The organism is Collinsella sp. TF06-26 (genome assembly GCF_002232035.1).
GTDB lineage: Bacteria > Actinomycetota > Coriobacteriia > Coriobacteriales > Coriobacteriaceae > Collinsella.
This window is the reverse complement of record NZ_NKXR01000009.1, coordinates 43,291-59,844: the sequence shown is the minus strand read 5'-3', so window position 1 is coordinate 59,844 and position 16,554 is coordinate 43,291. Positions and strand designations below refer to the sequence as shown.

13 protein-coding genes are annotated in these 16,554 nt (G+C 57.3%); 6 read left to right on the top strand and 7 right to left on the bottom strand.

Features of this window, described 5'->3' with window-relative positions:
* The first annotated feature begins 317 nt into the window (after positions 1–317).
* The gene (locus tag CHY22_RS06445) at positions 318–1,409 is read left to right on the top strand and encodes a GGDEF domain-containing protein (RefSeq protein ID WP_199408755.1); all 1,092 of its coding nucleotides are present in this window, start codon (positions 318–320) and stop codon (positions 1,407–1,409) included.
* 204 nt (positions 1,410–1,613) lie between these two features.
* Here CHY22_RS06445 and CHY22_RS06440 read toward each other — a convergent pair whose 3' ends face one another.
* From CHY22_RS06440 to CHY22_RS06430, 3 genes are read right to left on the bottom strand one after another with little or no spacing between them, the layout of a single operon-like run.
* Positions 1,614–3,533: an ABC transporter ATP-binding protein gene (locus CHY22_RS06440; protein WP_089573134.1), complete on the bottom strand. Its 1,920-nt coding sequence runs from the start codon at positions 3,531–3,533 to the stop codon at positions 1,614–1,616.
* A complete protein-coding gene (locus CHY22_RS06435; protein ID WP_089573133.1) occupies positions 3,526–5,340 on the bottom strand; it encodes an ABC transporter ATP-binding protein in 1,815 nt (604 codons plus the stop codon). The genes CHY22_RS06440 and CHY22_RS06435 overlap by 8 nt, the downstream gene beginning before the upstream one ends.
* A complete protein-coding gene (locus CHY22_RS06430) occupies positions 5,333–5,839 on the bottom strand; it encodes a MarR family winged helix-turn-helix transcriptional regulator (protein WP_089573132.1) in 507 nt (168 codons plus the stop codon). Before CHY22_RS06430 ends, CHY22_RS06435 begins: the two co-directional genes overlap by 8 nt.
* 555 nt (positions 5,840–6,394) lie before the next feature.
* Here CHY22_RS06430 and CHY22_RS06425 point away from each other — a divergent pair.
* The 3 genes from CHY22_RS06425 to CHY22_RS06415 all read left to right on the top strand — a co-directional run bounded on the left by CHY22_RS06425 (position 6,395) and on the right by CHY22_RS06415 (position 9,183).
* Entirely contained in the window at positions 6,395–7,219 is an 825-nt protein-coding gene (locus tag CHY22_RS06425; RefSeq protein ID WP_089573131.1) for a PfkB family carbohydrate kinase, read from the top strand.
* Positions 7,212–7,541 (top strand): TIGR04076 family protein, encoded by a 330-nt coding sequence (locus CHY22_RS06420; protein WP_192934641.1) that lies wholly within the window; start codon positions 7,212–7,214, stop codon positions 7,539–7,541. The genes CHY22_RS06425 and CHY22_RS06420 overlap by 8 nt, the downstream gene beginning before the upstream one ends.
* A gap of 280 nt (positions 7,542–7,821) precedes the next feature.
* Positions 7,822–9,183, top strand: a complete 1,362-nt coding sequence (locus CHY22_RS06415) for an ATP-binding protein (protein ID WP_089573130.1) — start codon at positions 7,822–7,824, stop codon at positions 9,181–9,183.
* Positions 9,184–9,355: 172 nt separating this feature from the next.
* Here the strand turns inward: CHY22_RS06415 and CHY22_RS06410 are convergent, their stop codons facing one another.
* On the bottom strand, positions 9,356–9,802 hold the full coding sequence (locus CHY22_RS06410) for a low molecular weight protein-tyrosine-phosphatase (RefSeq protein ID WP_089573129.1): 447 nt from the start codon (positions 9,800–9,802) through the stop codon (positions 9,356–9,358).
* Positions 9,803–9,862: 60 nt separating this feature from the next.
* Positions 9,863–10,612 carry a MurR/RpiR family transcriptional regulator gene (locus tag CHY22_RS06405; RefSeq protein ID WP_117757480.1) on the bottom strand — a complete coding sequence of 250 codons (750 nt, stop codon included), beginning with the start codon at positions 10,610–10,612 and terminating at the stop codon, positions 9,863–9,865.
* Between the two features lie 298 nt (positions 10,613–10,910).
* Between CHY22_RS06405 and CHY22_RS06400 the strand changes: the two genes are divergently transcribed.
* Both CHY22_RS06400 and CHY22_RS06395 read left to right on the top strand, forming a co-directional pair.
* The gene (locus CHY22_RS06400; RefSeq protein ID WP_089573127.1) at positions 10,911–12,236 is read left to right on the top strand and encodes a 6-phospho-alpha-glucosidase; all 1,326 of its coding nucleotides are present in this window, start codon (positions 10,911–10,913) and stop codon (positions 12,234–12,236) included.
* A gap of 82 nt (positions 12,237–12,318) precedes the next feature.
* Positions 12,319–13,881, top strand: a complete 1,563-nt coding sequence (locus tag CHY22_RS06395; protein ID WP_089573126.1) for a PTS transporter subunit EIIC — start codon at positions 12,319–12,321, stop codon at positions 13,879–13,881.
* A gap of 193 nt (positions 13,882–14,074) precedes the next feature.
* Here the strand turns inward: CHY22_RS06395 and CHY22_RS06390 are convergent, their stop codons facing one another.
* Both CHY22_RS06390 and CHY22_RS06385 read right to left on the bottom strand, forming a co-directional pair.
* The gene (locus CHY22_RS06390; RefSeq protein ID WP_089573125.1) at positions 14,075–14,875 is read right to left on the bottom strand and encodes a MurR/RpiR family transcriptional regulator; all 801 of its coding nucleotides are present in this window, start codon (positions 14,873–14,875) and stop codon (positions 14,075–14,077) included.
* Positions 14,876–14,952: 77 nt separating this feature from the next.
* Complete coding sequence (locus CHY22_RS06385; RefSeq protein ID WP_089573124.1) at positions 14,953–16,533, bottom strand: PTS transporter subunit EIIC; 1,581 nt, start codon at positions 16,531–16,533, stop codon at positions 14,953–14,955.
* Between the last annotated feature and the right edge of the window lie 21 nt (positions 16,534–16,554).

Here is a 16,554-nt window from a genome sequence, read left to right as displayed (position 1 = left end):
TGAAAACTGCCAAAACCCACAGGGGCGCGTGCGGTTCCCGTCGAGGTGAAGTCGGGGACCAACCTTAAGGCGAAGAGCCTGGCGGCGAGTATTAAGCGATTTGGTTATGATTTGGCCATTCGTTTTTCGGCGGGTAAGCCATCTCGGGACGGTGCAATCATCGACTTGCCCCTCTACGCGGTGGAATCGCTCCCAAAGCTGCGCCCCATAGGCTGCATCAAGTTTGAGGCTCTCGGTCCATCATGGTAGAGTTGTCCGCGCGTGAATTTCGGCACACTGCGCGCTATCTGCGCTTTTACCATTTGGAGAGTGAGCTTGTGAATGCTTCTGTTGCCAAGAAGGTCAGCCAGGCGGTGCGCCTTCTCATGATGGCGCTCACGGCAGTTCTCATCTTCTTCTTCATCAATGTTATGCTGCTCGTCTCCGACATCCAGGGCACGGCGCGCGTGGTCAACTACGCCGGTCTGGTGCGCGGCACCACGCAGCGAATCGTTAAGCTCGAGGACGCAGGCCAGCCACAAGACGACCTGCTCAAGGCCGTTGATTCATACATTAATGGTTTGCGCTACGGAAGCGACGACCTCAATCTCGTCCGTCTGGATGACGATGAGTATCAGGCAAAGATGACCGAACTCGCGGGCTATTTTGACGAGCTTCGAACCGAGATTGCCCGCGTGCGCGAAGTCGGCTACGAGAACACCGACATCATCGCCATGAGCGAGGAGTTCTTTGGTATTTGTGACGACGCCACGAGGCTCGCTGAGGACTACTCCCAGGAGAAGGCTACGGCGCTCAACTATCTCGAGGGCTTGGTGATCATCGACATCGTGGGCTTGGTGGCGACCTTTGCGGTCGAACTTGTTCGCGCGGTGCGCACTGCCGCACTCAATCGCGAGCTGCAGAGCAAAGTTTATCTCGACGAAGCTACGGGACTGCCCAACAAGAACAAGTGCGAGGAAATCTTGGGCCAGGAGCATCCCGTTTCCGCTGAAGCGCCCGTTGCGCTGTGTGTCTTCGATCTTAACAATCTGCATACGGTCAATAACCGCTTTGGCCACGAGAAGGGTGACGAATACATCCGTTCTTTTGCCCATCAGCTGGGGCGCGTGGCGTCCGAGACCTGCTTTGTGGGCCGCGACGGCGGCGATGAGTTTATCGCGGTGCTGTGGGATGCCGATCGAGCCGCCGTGGAGTCCTGTCTCGCTTGGATTCGCGTGAATGTGAACGAGTATTCTGAGGCTCACCCTGACATGCCTATCAGCTATGCAGTGGGTTATGCGCTTTCTAGTGATTATGATGAACCGCCTACGATGCGCGAGCTCTTTTCCCAGGCCGACAAAAACATGTACATCGACAAGAACCGCGTAAAGAAAGCCGAGGCAGCTGGGCCGCAACGCGAGGACCGCTGAGCCCACAAAACGAGGCCCTGGCCAAACGGCCAGGGCCTCACTAACTTTCATTCCGCTCCAAACGACGGACTGATTGCGCGCAGGAGGGTGCCCCGGGGTCGGCGGGGTATTTCCTCCGCGCGCAGTTTCGCAGTGCAGCGAGAATGTTTGAGCACGGAGGAATTACCCCGCCGACCCCGGGGCACCCTCCGTCAGTAACTGGTCCTACTCGAGCTCAAACGCACCCGTGTACAGCTGGTAGTAATACCCGCGCTTGGCGATCAGCTCGTCGTGGTTGCCGCGCTCGATGATGCGGCCGTGATCCAGACAGATGATCGCGTCGGAGTTGCGCACGGTGGACAAGCGGTGCGCGATGACAAACGTCGTGCGGCCCTCCATGAGCTTGTCCATGCCCGCCTGCACGATGGCCTCGGTGCGGGTGTCGATGGAACTCGTTGCTTCGTCCAGAATCATTGCCGGCGGATCGGCGACGGCGGCGCGCGCGATTGAAATCAGCTGGCGCTGGCCCTGCGACAGCTGGGCGCCGTTGCCGGTGAGCATGGTGTCATAGCCGTCGGGTAGGCGGGTGATAAAGTCGTCCGCGCCCGCGAGCTTTGCCGCCGCGATGCACTCCTCGTCGGTGGCGTCTAGGTTGCCGTAGCGGATGTTATCCATCACGGTGCCGGTGAACAGGTTCACGTCCTGCAGCACGACGCCCAGGCTTCGGCGCAGGTCGGCCTTGCGGATCTTGTTGACGTTGATGCCGTCGTAGCGGATCTTGCCGTCGGCGATGTCGTAGAAGCGGTTGATGAGGTTGGTGATGGTCGTCTTGCCGGCACCGGTTGCGCCGACAAACGCGACCTTCTGGCCCGGCTTGGCAAACACAGACACGCCGTGCAGCACCTCGTGGTCGGGCGTGTAACCAAAGTCCACGTTGTTCATAACCAGATCGCCGCGCAGCGGCACGTACTCGATCTCGCCGGTTGCGCGGTGCGGATGTTTCCATGCCCACATGCCGGTGTGGTGGTCAGCCTCCTCGAACTCCCAAGTCTCGGGGTTCACCTGTGCGTTGACGAGCGTCACGTAGCCTTCGTCGGCCTCGGGCTTCTCGTCGATGAGCTCAAAGATGCGGTCGGCGCCGGCGAGGCCCATGACCACGGCGTTGATCTGCTGCGAGATCTGGCCGATCTGTCCGCAGAACTGCTTGGTCATGTTGAGGAACGGCACCACGACGGCGATGGACAGCGCCATGCCCGAGATACTCAGGTTGGGCACGCCCAGCGCCAGGAAAATGCCGCCCGCCAGTGCGACCAGCACGTAGAGCAGGTTGCCCAGGTTCATAAGGATGGGCATGAGGATGTTGGCGTACATGTTGGCCTTCTGGGAGACCTCGAAGAGCTTTTCGTTGCGCTCGTCAAAATCGGCCTCGGCGGCAGACTCATGGCAGAACGCCTTGACGACCTTCTGGCCGTTCATGACCTCCTCGATATGGCCCTCGACCACGCCAAGCTCGGTCTGCTGCGCAATGAAGAAGCGCGCGGAGTTGGATCCGAGCAGCTTGGTCATAAAGGTCATAAAGGCGACGCCGGCGATGATGACCAGGCACATCCACACGCTGTAGTACAGCATGATAAAGAACACCGTGACGATGATGATGATCGTCATGAGCAGGTTGGGCAGCGACTGGCTGATCATCTGGCGCAGCGTGTCGATGTCGTTGGTGTAGTGGCTCATGATGTCGCCGCGCTGGTGCGTGTCGAAGTAGCGAATCGGCAGGTCCTGCATGCGGTTGAACATCATCTCGCGCAGCTTCTCGAGCGAGCCCTGCGTGACAATAGCCATGGCGCGGTTCCAGAAGAGCGAGGACAGGACGCCGACGCCGTAGATGCAGGCGAGGGTGGTCACGAGCTGTGCGATCTTGGGCTGTGCGGCTTCCCAATCGCCCGACTGCCACGATTCGCTAATAATTTGCAGGGCGCTCTGCAGGAAGGTCGCGCCGATGGAGTTGATGATGGCACAGAGCACCACGCCGGCGACGACGAGGGGCAAAAGCACAGGATAGAAGCCAAAGAGCGTCTTGATGAGGCGCGACATGGTGCCGCCCTTACGGTTGAGCGCGCGCTCGGCGGTCGTTGCCTTACTCATGTGCCTCGCCTCCTTCCTGGGTCTGAGCTTGCGTTGCGGATGCCTCGGTGTCGGCCTCGACGGCCCCTTCGCCCTCGGCAGACATCTTGTTTTGCGAGGTAAAGGTCTCGCGGTAGATCTCGCTCGTCTTGAGTAGCTCGTCATGGTTGCCGATCTGCGCGATACGGCCGCCCTCCATGACGATGATGCGGTCTGCGTCCTGTACGGAGCTGATGCGCTGGGCGATGATGAGCTTGGTCGTGTTGGGCAGATAGCTTGCCAGCCCTGCGCGGATCTTGGCGTCGGTCTTGGTGTCGACGGCGCTGGTGGAGTCGTCCAGGATCAAGATCTTGGGGCGACGCAGCAGGGCGCGTGCAATGCACAGGCGCTGCTTCTGACCGCCGGAAACGTTGGAGCCGCCCTGTTCGATCCAGGTGTCGTAGCCCTTGGGGAAACCGTCGACAAACTCGTCGGCGCAGGCCAGATGCGCTGCCTCGCGGACTTCCTCGTCGGTGGCGTTCGGGTCGCCCCAACGCAGGTTCTCGGCGATGGTGCCGCTAAACAGCACGTTTTTCTGCAGCACCATGGCGACCTGGTGACGCAGCGCGTCCAGGTCGTAGTCGCGCACGTCCACGCCGCCCACGCGCACAGCGCCTTCGGTGGTGTCGTACAGGCGGGCGATGAGGTTAACGAGCGTGGACTTGGCCGAGCCGGTGCCGCCGATGATGCCGATGGTCTCGCCGCTCGTAATGTGCAGGTCGATATCGTCGAGCGCCTGGCGCTTCGCATGCTTGGAATACTTAAAGCTCACGTGGTCAAAGTCGATGGAACCGTCGGCAACCTCGAGCACGGGCTCGGCGGGACCGGCGATCGTGGGCTCGGCGGCCAGCACCTCGGCAATGCGGTGTGCCGATTCGTCGGCCATGGTCACCATGACAAAGATCATCGACAGCTGCATCAGGCTCATGAGAATCTGGAAACCATAGGTAAAGGTCGAGGAGAGCTGGCCCACGTCGAACAGCGTGCCCTGGCTCGTGATGATGAGCTTGGAGCCCAGGTAGATGATGACGACAAACGCGCCGTTGACGCAGATGTTCATCATGGGGTTGTTAAAGGCGAGCAGCTTCTCGGCGCGGGTGAAGTCCATCTGGACGTCGCGCGCGGCGGTCGCGAACTTCTCCTTCTCAAAGTCTTCGCGCACATAGCTCTTGACCACGCGCATGCCGGTGACGTTTTCCTCAACGGACTCGTTAAGGGCGTCGTACTTGTGGAACACGCGCGAGAAGATGGGGCGCACCTTAAAGATGATAAAGAACAGTCCAAAGCCTAGCAGCGGAATGATGACCAGGTAGACCATGGCGACGCTGCCGCCCATGATAAACGCCATGGTAAAGGCGAAAATCAATACCAGCGGCGCGCGCACGGCGATACGGATGATCATCATAAAGGCCTGCTGCACGTTGTTGATATCGGTGGTCAGGCGCGTGACGAGCGAGGAGCTCGAGAACTCATCGATGTTGGCAAAGCTGAACGTCTGGATCTTGTAGAACAGGTCGTGACGCAGGTTCTTGGCGAACCCGCAGCTCGCATGGCTGCAGGTGACGCCGGCAGCGGCACCAAAAGCAAGCGACGTCAGCGCGATGAGCACCAAAAAGCCTGCGGTGGGAAGCATCTCGGCTACGGTGGCGCCGTCTTTGATGGCGTCGATCAGGTTGGCAGTGATAAATGGAATCAGCATCTCGCAGAGCACCTCGCCAAGCACAAGCAACGGCGTAGCAACGGTGACTTTCATATAGTCGCGGATGCTGCCCATGAGGGTTTTAATCATCCAGTTCCTCCCAGGTTACGCGGATTTTATCGAGCATTTCGGCGAGGTCCTCGCGCTCGTCGTGGGTGAGCGCGCTAAAGGCCCGTTCTCTAAAGCGCAGGCGGGCAGCCTGCTCTACGTGGGCCTTTTCCCATCCCGCTTCGGTCAGGCGAATGGTGAGCTGCCGCCGGTCTTTGGGATTGCGGCTGCGCTCGATAAGGCCGGCGCATTCGATCTTGGAGAGAATCTCGGAAAGCGAACCGGGCTTAAGATCAAAGTGCAGGCCTAGTTCCTGCTGTGACATCTCGCCGTTTGGCTGCTTGGCGAGCAGGCAGACGATGGGCGCCTTTCCCGAGGCACCGCCACCGTGAAAGTGCAGAAAGTGGCCGCAGAAGCCCAGCCCGTTTAGGATGTGCTTGGCGAGCGCGTCTGATTGGGACTGTGCCGCGGGCGCATCTGCGGGTTCATGGGGGTCGCCGCCCGGCGTGTGGGGGCAGAGGCCGATGTGGTCATCGCACATGGTGTCGCTCCTTTCTTTAGTTAGGTAGTGCAATTGTTTTGTGCCTAACTAATCTAGGAGTGCAAGAAATGAATGTCAAGGTACCAAACTTATTAAGTTGCGGCGTTTTACCAAACGCCGTAACCGCTCGACGCTGCAAACGCTCCTAAGCGGCAATCTGATCCCTTGGGGACGGAGGAAAAGGGATTACTTTGGGCTGCGATGACGCCTTTCGAAGCGGCCTCGCCAAAAACTATGCCTAATTACTACGATGAATCCGGCATCCCCGACCACAACAGCTGTTTCTGAAAAAGCGCAAGCTATCTACCTGCGGTTTTGTCGGAGCGAAATTTGTTGTGGTTGGAGGTGGGCGGTTAAACGTAGTAAATAGGCATAGTTTTGAAATGGCACTATATGAGTAGCATTAACTAGGCCGCCATGGAGCAAACAGCCCCCATTTCCGAAACCTTTCCGCAACAATTTGCACTTCGCACCGCTCGCCTCTGCTCACAACGTCCCCTGCGCTACACTAAGTCGCACTATGGCGCCGCCGCGCCCGACCCAAGGGGGACACTCATGAAGAACACTCAGCTGCTGCTGATTAACGATATGTGCGGCTACGGCAAGGTCGCGCTTTCTGCCATGCTGCCGGTGCTGTCGCACATGGGTTACCGTATCCACAATCTGCCGACGGCACTTGTGTCCGATACGCTCAACTATCCCAAGTTCTACATCCACGACACCACGGAGTACGTGCGTCAGAGTCTTGCCATCTGGGAAGAGCTCGGCTTTGAGTTCGACGCCATCTCGACCGGCTTTATCGTGACCGAGGAAGAGACGCGCATCATCTCGGACTTTTGCCACCGCCGTGCGCAAAAGGGCACCAAGGTGTTCGTCGATCCCATCATGGGTGACAACGGCAAGCTCTATGCCGGCGTGCCCGAGTCCACGATTGGCCTCATGCGGCACCTGCTGGAGTGCGCAGACTACGCGGTGCCCAACTACACCGAGGCCTGTCTGCTCGCCGATACGCCTATTGCAGAGCAGATCACGCCCGATGAGGCCCGCGCCCTTGTGGACGCCGTGCGCGAGTTGGGTGCCAGGTCGGTGGTCATTACGAGCGCCGTGGTCAATGGCACGAACGCGGTTATCGGTTACGACCATGTAGCGGGGGAGTACTTCACGATTCCCTTTGAGCTCATTCCGGTCTATTTCCCGGGCACGGGCGACACGTTCTCGGCGGTGCTCGTCGGCCGCGTTATGGCAGGTTGGAGTCTGCAGCGCGCGACGTCCGATGCCATGCGTGTGGTGGCTGAGCTTATCGAACGCAATGCCGACCAAGAGGACAAGTCGGCCGGCCTGCCCATCGAGGCCTGCCTGGACGTGATCGACCATGAGTAACGCTGGCGAGGGCGGCGTCAAGCCTGCGGGCGAGAACAAGCCGCTCGGCGCGCCGCGTGGCAAGCGTCCGCGTATCCGCGTGAGCTGCGTGGACCAGCTGGGTGCGTGCCGCTGCCACCATGGTCACAAGCCAGGCGACGTCTTTGACTTCGACCGAGACCGCGGCAAGATGTGCGCCATGGCCTGCCATGTGGGCTTTCCCTATATTGATATCCTGCGCTATGGCGGAACCGTGCCTGGCAACGAGCCTGGTACGGCAAAGTTCTGCTGCCCCGAGGTCGACACCCTCAACGTCTGGCTTGCCGAGATCGTCGACGAATAGATGAGCGTGGATTTTCTCCCGTCGAAATATCGAGCGTGGATTATCTCCCGTTTTGGGCGCAATTTCGCACTCAAAGTGGGAGATAGTCCTCGCTCGATTTGTATGCGAGAATCCCGACCTCACTTATGCCCATGCTTAGGCGCACGCGTCGTTGTTCTATGCGCGAGTAAGCTCAAATTTCTGCATTTCATCAAATTTCGGTACTAAAAATCTCTGCATTTCATCGATAATAGTCGATATAAATATCTGCATTTCATTTATCGAGGCGATGGGAGAGCTTATGTTGCGCAGGAAAATCGCTGATGAGCTTGATTGTTGGCAGAGATCCATTGAACGAAAGGCGTTGTTCGTCACGGGTTCTCGCCAAATCGGTAAGAGCTACTCGATTCGCGAGTTCGGTAAGTCAAACTACGCAACCTATATCGAGCTCAATCTCGCGGAAAATCGCCAGGCAAAAGATGCTCTTCTCGAGGCACGGGATGCCGACGATTTCATCAGCAGGGTGACGCTTCTCTCGGGAAAGCCGATAGCACCGGGCAAAACGCTCGTGTTTATCGATGAGGTCCAAGAGGCCCCCGACATCATGACGATGGCAAAGTTCCTTGTTGAGGACGGGAGGTGCCGCTGGGCGTTTTCGGGGTCAATGCTCGGGACCCAGTTCAAGGGCGTTAGGTCCTATCCCGTGGGATATGTTCACGAGCTTAGGATGTTCCCGCTCGATTTTGAGGAGTTTTGCTGGGCGATCGGGGTGAGCGAGGGAGCTCGCCAAACGATACGCGACGCGTGTATCAGCGAGAAGCCCATTCCTGATTACATTCACGACGCGATGATGGCAAACTTCAGGACCTATACCGTTGTCGGTGGAATGCCAGAGGTCGTGCAGCGTTTCCTTGACACGCGGGGCGACCTTGCCTCTGTTCGTCAGCTACAGTCAGAGCTCAACGAACAGTACCGGCGGGATATCTCCAAGTATGCAAGCGGGCGAGCCCTTCAGGTGCAGAGCATTTACGATCAGCTCCCTATTATGCTCGAGGGCGAAAACAAACGCTTCGTGCTCAATTCCATTGACCCCAAGGCGCATTACGACAAGTACCAGCGAGATTTTGTCTGGCTTGTCGATGCCGGCGTTGCTCTCAAGGCGGATATCGTAACCGAGCCAAAGTCGCCCCTGCTCAAGACGGCACGGCCATCGCAGTTCAAGCTATACCAATCGGATACGGGCATGTTGATGGCGCGCTACCCCGTTGGCGTCGCCCAGGCGGCGTATCTTGATAGCAAGGAACCCAATCTGGGCGGTATTTACGAAAACGTGGTGGCCCAGCAGCTGGCTGCCCAAAATCGCCAGCTTTACTACTATCAGACAAAGAAGCGCGGCGAAGTGGACTTTGTGGTCGACGGACCGGATGGAACAGCTGTTCCGATCGAGGTTAAATCGGGTTCCTATTACCACGCGCACGCCGCGCTCGGCCATGTGCTTGATACGGCCGAATATGGTGTAAGGCTCGGGATTGTTTTCTCGAGAGGCAACGTTGAACGCAGCGGAGCTGTTCTTTATTTGCCGCTATATGCGACCTGGGCCCTTTCGGATGTTTTGGGTGACTCCTGTGCCGAGGGGATAAAGCTGGAGGTCAAGCCGGTCTAGGGACAGTCCCCGACGCGACAAAGGGATAGTGCCTTTGTCGCATCCGCTATCCGAGATAATGAGCGTGGATTTTCTCCCGTCTAGAGCGCACTTGAATGCTCAAAGTGGGAGAAAATCCACGCTCGATCTGTATGCCGATGACGCGGCTCGCGAGGTTCGTGCCTCCGCGAACCTACAGCTGCTCGAGCATAGCGGCGCAACCGGCGAGCACGTCGCGGTAGGTGGCATCGAAATTGCCGGTATACCAGGGATCGGCCACGTCGCCGGGGCGATCGGTCCAGTCGAGCAAGCGCGTAATCCTGCCGTCGGGGTCGTCGCCAAAGATGCGACGCAGGCCGCGCGCGTTCTCAGCATCCATATAGACAATGCGATCCCAGTCGCCATACTCCGCGCGACGCACCTGGCGCGCGCGGTGGGCGACGACGGGGATTCCGACCTCGCGTAGCTTGGCAACGGTACCGTGGTGCGGCGGGTTGCCGATCTCCTCGGTCGAGGTCACTGCAGAATCGATGACAAACTCGCCCGCGCGCCCAGCGCGGCGCACCAGCTCGGTAAACACGGACTCAGCCATCGTCGAGCGGCAGATGTTCCCATGACAGATAAACAGTACGCGTTGCATAGGACGATACCTTTCATATAGAAGGCTGCTAAAGGGTCGAAGCCGGACGCATGCCAAGTTTTATTTCTTGGCCAGTTTGAAGTAACGCTCAAATATCAATTCGAAAACGTAATAGAACATCAATCGACTGTCGAGGTCCATGCTGCCCAAGCGGATTTCTTTTTGCACGGTGTAGATGGGGTAGTCGGCTAGTTTCGAGAGAGAATTTCGAGAAAAGCCGGTGAGCGTGACGACCTTGCATCCGCGCGTTTTGGCTATCGATGTGGCGTCAATAGACACCTGCGTCTCACCGCTGACTGAAACGCTGAAGACCAGGTCGTTTTTGCCAAGCAGTTCTGCGTAATGCCTCATGACGTGGCGTTCACTGAGCGTGTCGGTATTCTTGCCCATTATTTTGAGCTTTTCAGCCATTTCGAGGCACGGGTACTTCGAAAAACCCGAGCAGAAGAACACGATATGCGAGGCGTCCTGGATAAGACTCACAACCGAATCGATGACCCGGTCGTTAAGCAGATCTTTGGTCTGTACGAGCTGGGTATCAAGAGGAAGTGCCTCGATAGTGAATCGATTGCGGTCGAGCGAGGCGGAATACGATTGTTTGAGCTCCGTAAACCCCGAGAAGCCAAGCTTATGGGCAAGCCTGACGATTGTATTGGGAGCGACGAAGAACCGTTCAGCAACGCTCTTAAGCGTGACATCGTCAATATCATCACGCAGCTCGATGATGTAGCGCATGATCTCGCTTTCGAGATCGTTGAGCTTGCTCTCGCCAGCTCGCACATGATCATAAAAAGATTCTTGATCTTTCATAAGATGTTTCAGCCCCTCGCACCTCGCCGTATATATGGTACCGCTTTGTGTAGCCAGGTGAGAAATCGGTAATCGGTCAAGATTGCCTATTGCCCATGAACTGGGCAAACGCGCGTGTTTGCCTACACATATCTGTGTCGTGAGCGAAATCATGTGTCCCCGTTTCGCATTGGCCCACACGGGGACTCGCAAATGACCTTATGTCGCAAAATATCAATCGAAACGAAGCAAGCCGAGGACAACCGCGTAGCCCAAGGTCTTCGAGAACACCGATCAGCCAACCCTGGAGGGACGGAACATGAAGGATAAGCTCAATATTGTGATCGTTGGCGGCGGCTCCACGTGGTGCCCTGGCATTCTTAAAGCCCTGACCAAGCACATGGACATTCTGCCGCTGAACCGCGTGATGCTCTATGACATCGATGCCGAGCGTCAGCGTCCGATCGGCGAGTTTGGCAAGATCCTCTTTGCCGAGGAGGAGCCCGGTGTGGAGTTTGGTTACACCACCGATAAGGACGAGGCATACACCGACGTTGACTTTGTGCTCTGCCAGATTCGTACCGGCGGCTACGAGATGCGCAGCAAGGACGAGAAGATTCCGCTGCATATGGGAATCATCGGCCAGGAAACGGTGGGCCCTGGCGGCATGGCTTACGGTATGCGCTCCATGCATGACATGGTTGAGATCGTCAACGACGTTCGCGCTCATAGCCCGGAGGCGTGGATTATCAACTACACCAACCCGGCTGCTATTGTGGCATATGGTCTCGAGCGCGTCCTGCCCGATGAGCATCGCGTCCTCAACATCTGCGACCAGCCTGTCAACCTCATGCGCTCTTACGGTCGCCTGCTCGGTCGCGATATGAGCAAGACGGAGCCCGTGTACTTCGGCCTCAATCACTTCGGTTGGTTCAAGCACATCTACGATGAAGAGGGCCATGACCTCGTCCCGCAGATTAAGGAATACACGGAGAAGAACGGCTTCCTTCCTGCCGATGCCGAGCAGCGTGACCAGTCCTGGCTTGATACCTACGCCATGGTCAAGGACATGCTCGAGGACTTCCCCGACTATCTGCCCAACACTTATCTGCAGTACTATCTGTATCCCGAGTACAAGGTCGCTCACCTCGACCCCGACTACACTCGCTCCGACGAGGTTATCAACGGTCGTGAAAAGCGCGTGTTCGCCGAGTGCGAGCGTGTTGCCAAAGTCGGCACCGCAAAGAACTCCTCGGTTGTGCAAAACGACGCTCATGGCGATATGATCGTGGAAATCACCTCGGCCATTTATCGCAACACCAACAAGACCTTCATTGTCATCGTGCCCAACAACGGCATTATCGAGGGCATGCCCGATGACGCCATGGTCGAGGTCGCGGCAAGCGTGGGCGCCAATGGCCCGCAGCCCTATGCTGTTGGCAAGATCGGTACCTTCTATCGCGGCCTTATGGAGAACCAGTACGCCTATGAGCGCCTGACTGTTGAGGCTTGGATGGAGGGTTCCTACGAGAAGGCTCTGCAGGCACTCACGCTTAATCGTCTGGTCGGTGACGCCAAGAAGGCTCGCAAAGTGCTCGACAAGCTCATCGAGGCCAATAAGGATTACTGGCCGGAGCTTAAGTAGCTAGTTCCATAGCGCTTGATAACTGTTATGGGGCGTGTGGGCTGTAGAGCTGCACGCCCCGTTTCTTTAAGAGGGGTATCCCATGAACAAAGATGAGCTGCTGGCAAAGTTCCAGCGCCTGGGCAAAGTCCTCATGACGCCTGTCTTGATCCTGCCAATCGCCGGCATCCTTCAGGGCTTTGGCAATGCCTTTACCAGCCCCACCCTTACGGCAGCTGTTCCCTGGCTTGCTGCTCCGGGCTTTGCGATTTTCTTTTCGATTCTCAAGGCCGCGGCCGGCATCGTCATGAGCAACATCCCGGTTATCTTCTCGATTTGTCTCGCCTATGGCTTCGCCAAGTCCGAGAAGGCTACCGCGGCGCTTTGTGGCTTTTTGGGCTACATGTGCATGAACTCCGTGATGGGCACGTTCCTTACGGCGACTGGTGTCATCGATCCCGCGAATCTTACGACTGGCCAGAGCACGATCCTCGGTATCACCACGCTCGACACTGGCGTTATCGGCGGTCTTCTGGTGGGCGCAATCGTCGCATGGTTGCATAACCGTTACTACAAGATTGAGCTGCCTGCCGTGTTCTCCATTTTCAACGGCACGCGCTTTATCCCGGCGGTGACGCTGCTCTCATGCAGCATCCTCGCATTGGTCATGTCCTTTGTTTTCCCGTTTATTCAGAACGCTCTCGGTGCGCTGTCCGAGTTCATCAAGACTACGGGTGCCTTTGGTGCATTTGTCTACGGCGCCGGCGAGCGCATGCTCCTGCCTTTTGGCCTGCATCACTTTGTCTATTTGCCGTTCTTCTTCACGTCGCTCGGTGGCGTCGAGACCATCGACGGCCAGACTGTTCAGGGCGCTATCAATATCTACAACGCGATCCTGGGCTCTCCCAGCACGCCGTTTAACATCGAGGTCAGCCGTTTTGTCATGAACGGCAAGGTTATCTTCGCCATGTTCGGCCTGCCTGGCGCTGCGCTCGCCTTCTACAAGACGGCGCTTCCCAAGAATAAGAAGAAGACCGCAGCGCTCATGATTGCCATCGTGGTGCCTTGCATCCTCTCCGGCATTACCGAGCCGCTCGAGTACTCCTTCCTGTTTATCGCGCCCATCCTCTACGTGTTCCACGCTCTCATGGCTGGTCTTGCCTATGCGCTGACCTATATCCTGCAGTTCAACGTGGCTGGCTCCGCGTCCTTCGGCGGCCCGCTCTTGTCGTTGATCTTTAACGGCATTATGGGTGCAGCCAAGGGCTCCAACTGGCAGGTTATCCTGTTCCTCGGCCCCATCTACTTCGTGGTGTACTACTTCGTCTTCAAGTTCATCATTCTTAAGAAGGACCTTAAGACTCCCGGCCGCGAGGAAGAGTCCGACGATGAGGCCGAAAAGGCTCCCAAGACCGTGATTAGCGACCTCATTCCCGCCATCGTTGAGGCAGTGGGCGGCGACAACAATATTAAGTCTGTCGAGGCCTGCTTCACCCGTCTGCGCATCCAGCTCAATGACTGTGACAAGGTGGTTGATGACGCCGAGTTTACCGAAAAGCTCGAAGCGCGTGGCATCGTGCATGTCAACGGCGGCGTGCAGATTGTCTACGGCAACATGGCATCTAACTACGCAACCCAGATGCGCGAGCTGCTGGGTATGGAGTAAACGACTCAAACACACAATCAAGATTAATACAGGTCGGCGCCCGATCCTTCAATCGGGCGCCGACCTGTGCTGTTTTGGGGCGAATGGGCAAGTACATGACGTGCTCGCTGCACTCTTTTGGCGCTGACTATCGTGTATTCGGACGCCTTGCGACGGTGAGGTGCGTTTTTTTTCGGTTCTAGCGTGTTTGCGGCTAGCGCTGCGCCCGAAGTCGATTTGCACAGCTGATATACAGAGCGTTAACCGCGCTTTGTAGGCTCATGCCCTCAACCAAGGCGGTCGAGTACTCGCTGAGTGACTCCGCGCTCACGGGTAGCAAGAGCTCGCGCGCCCCGTTGTTATCGAATGCCATGTTGCTCGATATCCAAATAACGCGGCAACCTCGCCGCTTGGCCTCAACGTAAAGATTGAAGATGTGGCTCGTCTTCCCTGAGAACGATACAAAGATGGTTAGATCGTCGGGTTGGAGCAGACAGAGCGACGTCTCCTGTCCCTTGACGGAGCCAAATGAAAAGCACAGTCGGTTTACGCGGCTCAGCTTTTCGCAGAGTGAGCGGGCGGCGAGATTGGAGAATGAGCTTCCGTATACGTAGACATTTTGCGCATCGAGAAGCCAGTCAACGGCCTGCTCGAGTCGATCCTCAGTGAGCAGGCGTTTTGTTTCAAGCAAAGAGGTCTCTACGATATCGAAATACCAGGGTATATCGATTTGCTTATGAGCCCTTGCCTCGGTTGTCTCACGCTGGAGCCAAGCGTTGAAGTCGTCAACTTGCTCTTTGAACGATCGAAAGCTCGAGCCGTTTACGCGCCTGCAGAAGCGCGAGATGGTCGCGGGCGATGTATTGCACGCGCGGGCAAGTTCTTCTATTGAGAGCTCTGGGACCTCGTCGTGATGGGAAAGGGCGTAGAGTGCGATGTGGGCGTCAAGGCTGCCGCCCTTCTCGACGTCTTCGATACAAGACCTGAGGTTCGAATAGACCTCGTACATCGACATTCAAATCACTCCAAACAATAATGCCCCGGAGCGGATATGCCATCTCCGGAGCATTGTGGTGAAGCTATGGGACGGATTTATTCCATGCCCAAGTATTCTCTCATTTCGACTTTGTAGACAGAAGCTTTATTGCCGTAAACGATCTGAACACCGCCGCCAACGTGCACGATGGCGCTGGCGCCGAGGTCTTTGGTGAAGACGCTATCGTCCTTGACCAGGGCGGTGTCTTTGAGGCTGAGCCTCAGGCGAGTGAAGCAAGCGTTGACACCCGAGATGTTATCGGCGCCGCCCACGGCTTCCACGATCTGCGGGATGAGCTCGCTTACCTGGACAGGTGCTTTGGAGTCGATGGCCGACGTGTCATCCGCTGCCTGCGTGTCATCATCCTCGCGGCCCGGGGTTTTGAGGTTAAATTTCTTGATAAAGGTGCGGAACAGTACGTAATAAATCCCGAAGTAAGCGATGCCGAGCGGAATAAGCCAGAACCAGTTGGAGCCTTTATCGGCGTTCATGATGCCGTTGAAGATCCACGAGAGGAGCGGTCCGCCGAAGGCGGAAGGTCCGGGTACATTGAACTGTACCAGGTAGGTGAGTACATACGCGATGCCGCACAGCAGGGCGTGGACCACATAGAGTACGGGCGCTACAAAGAGGAAGGAGTACTCGAGCGGTTCGGTTATGCCCATGATGGCGGCCGGAATAACGGCGGCGATCATGAGGGAGCCGACCTTCTTTTTATTCTCGGGACGGGCACAGTGGTAGATGGCGAGCGCCGCCGCGGGCAGGCCGCACATGGCGAACAGCACCTTGCCGTTCATGACGTATTTTGAGATGTCGATGTCGTACATCATGCCGGGCGTGTTGAGCATGGCGTTGTAGATGTTGACAGCACCCTCGACGGTCTGGCCGTCAACCTGGATGCTACCGCCCAGAGAAGTGAAGAAAAACGGCAGGTAGATGAAATGATGCAGGCCGAAGGGCAGAAGCATGCGCTCGGAGAAGCCATAGATGAACGCGCCAAACACCCCGGTGGAATCGATGAGTGTCGAGGCGGCCTTTAGGCCGGTTTGCACAAACGGAAACACGAAGGCGAGCGCAACGCCCACCAGGCTTGCGAAAACGACGGTGAGGGCGGGGACGCAGCGCGTGCCGTTGAAGATGCCGAGCACCGGCGGAAGCTGCACCTTATAGAATCGGTTGTGGATCCATGCGACTACCAAGCCGATGATGATGCCGCCGAATACGCCGGTGTCGAGTGTGGTTACGCCCAGGATGGCGTTCTGACCGGTCTGCAGGTTGGCGGGATCGATGGTGCCCAGCAGGATAAGCAGCTGACCCATGATCGTGTTCATGGTCATGTAGCCGATGAAGCCCGAGAGTGCGGCGGTCGCCTTCTCGGCCTTGGCGTAACCGTAGGCGATGCAGATCGCAAAGAGAACCGAGATGTTACCATTGATAACGTTGCCGGCTGCTTTGATGAGCGTGCTAAAGATCACCATCGGCTCGGTGCCCAAAAACGGGCAGAGCGAGATGAGGTTAGCATTGGAAAGGGCGGAGCCCAGACCGACCAAAATGCCGGAAACGGGCAGGAGGAGGACCGGCGCCATGAGCACCTTGCCGAGTCTCTGGAACTCGCTGTAGAGCTTGCTTTCTTTCATGATGTTCCTTCGATGCGCGGG

Coding starts and splice junctions, on each gene's coding strand:
- CHY22_RS06415 (WP_089573130.1), top strand. CDS start 7,822: ATGTTGCGCAGGAAAATCGCTGATGAGCTTGATTGTTGGCAGAGATCC.
- CHY22_RS06420 (WP_192934641.1), top strand. CDS start 7,212: ATGAGTAACGCTGGCGAGGGCGGCGTCAAGCCTGCGGGCGAGAACAAG.
- CHY22_RS06425 (WP_089573131.1), top strand. CDS start 6,395: ATGAAGAACACTCAGCTGCTGCTGATTAACGATATGTGCGGCTACGGC.
- CHY22_RS06390 (WP_089573125.1), bottom strand. CDS start 14,875: ATGTCGATGTACGAGGTCTATTCGAACCTCAGGTCTTGTATCGAAGAC.
- CHY22_RS06385 (WP_089573124.1), bottom strand. CDS start 16,533: ATGAAAGAAAGCAAGCTCTACAGCGAGTTCCAGAGACTCGGCAAGGTG.
- CHY22_RS06395 (WP_089573126.1), top strand. CDS start 12,319: ATGAACAAAGATGAGCTGCTGGCAAAGTTCCAGCGCCTGGGCAAAGTC.
- CHY22_RS06405 (WP_117757480.1), bottom strand. CDS start 10,612: ATGAAAGATCAAGAATCTTTTTATGATCATGTGCGAGCTGGCGAGAGC.
- CHY22_RS06400 (WP_089573127.1), top strand. CDS start 10,911: ATGAAGGATAAGCTCAATATTGTGATCGTTGGCGGCGGCTCCACGTGG.
- CHY22_RS06410 (WP_089573129.1), bottom strand. CDS start 9,802: ATGCAACGCGTACTGTTTATCTGTCATGGGAACATCTGCCGCTCGACG.
- CHY22_RS06440 (WP_089573134.1), bottom strand. CDS start 3,533: ATGAGTAAGGCAACGACCGCCGAGCGCGCGCTCAACCGTAAGGGCGGC.
- CHY22_RS06430 (WP_089573132.1), bottom strand. CDS start 5,839: ATGTGCGATGACCACATCGGCCTCTGCCCCCACACGCCGGGCGGCGAC.
- CHY22_RS06435 (WP_089573133.1), bottom strand. CDS start 5,340: ATGATTAAAACCCTCATGGGCAGCATCCGCGACTATATGAAAGTCACC.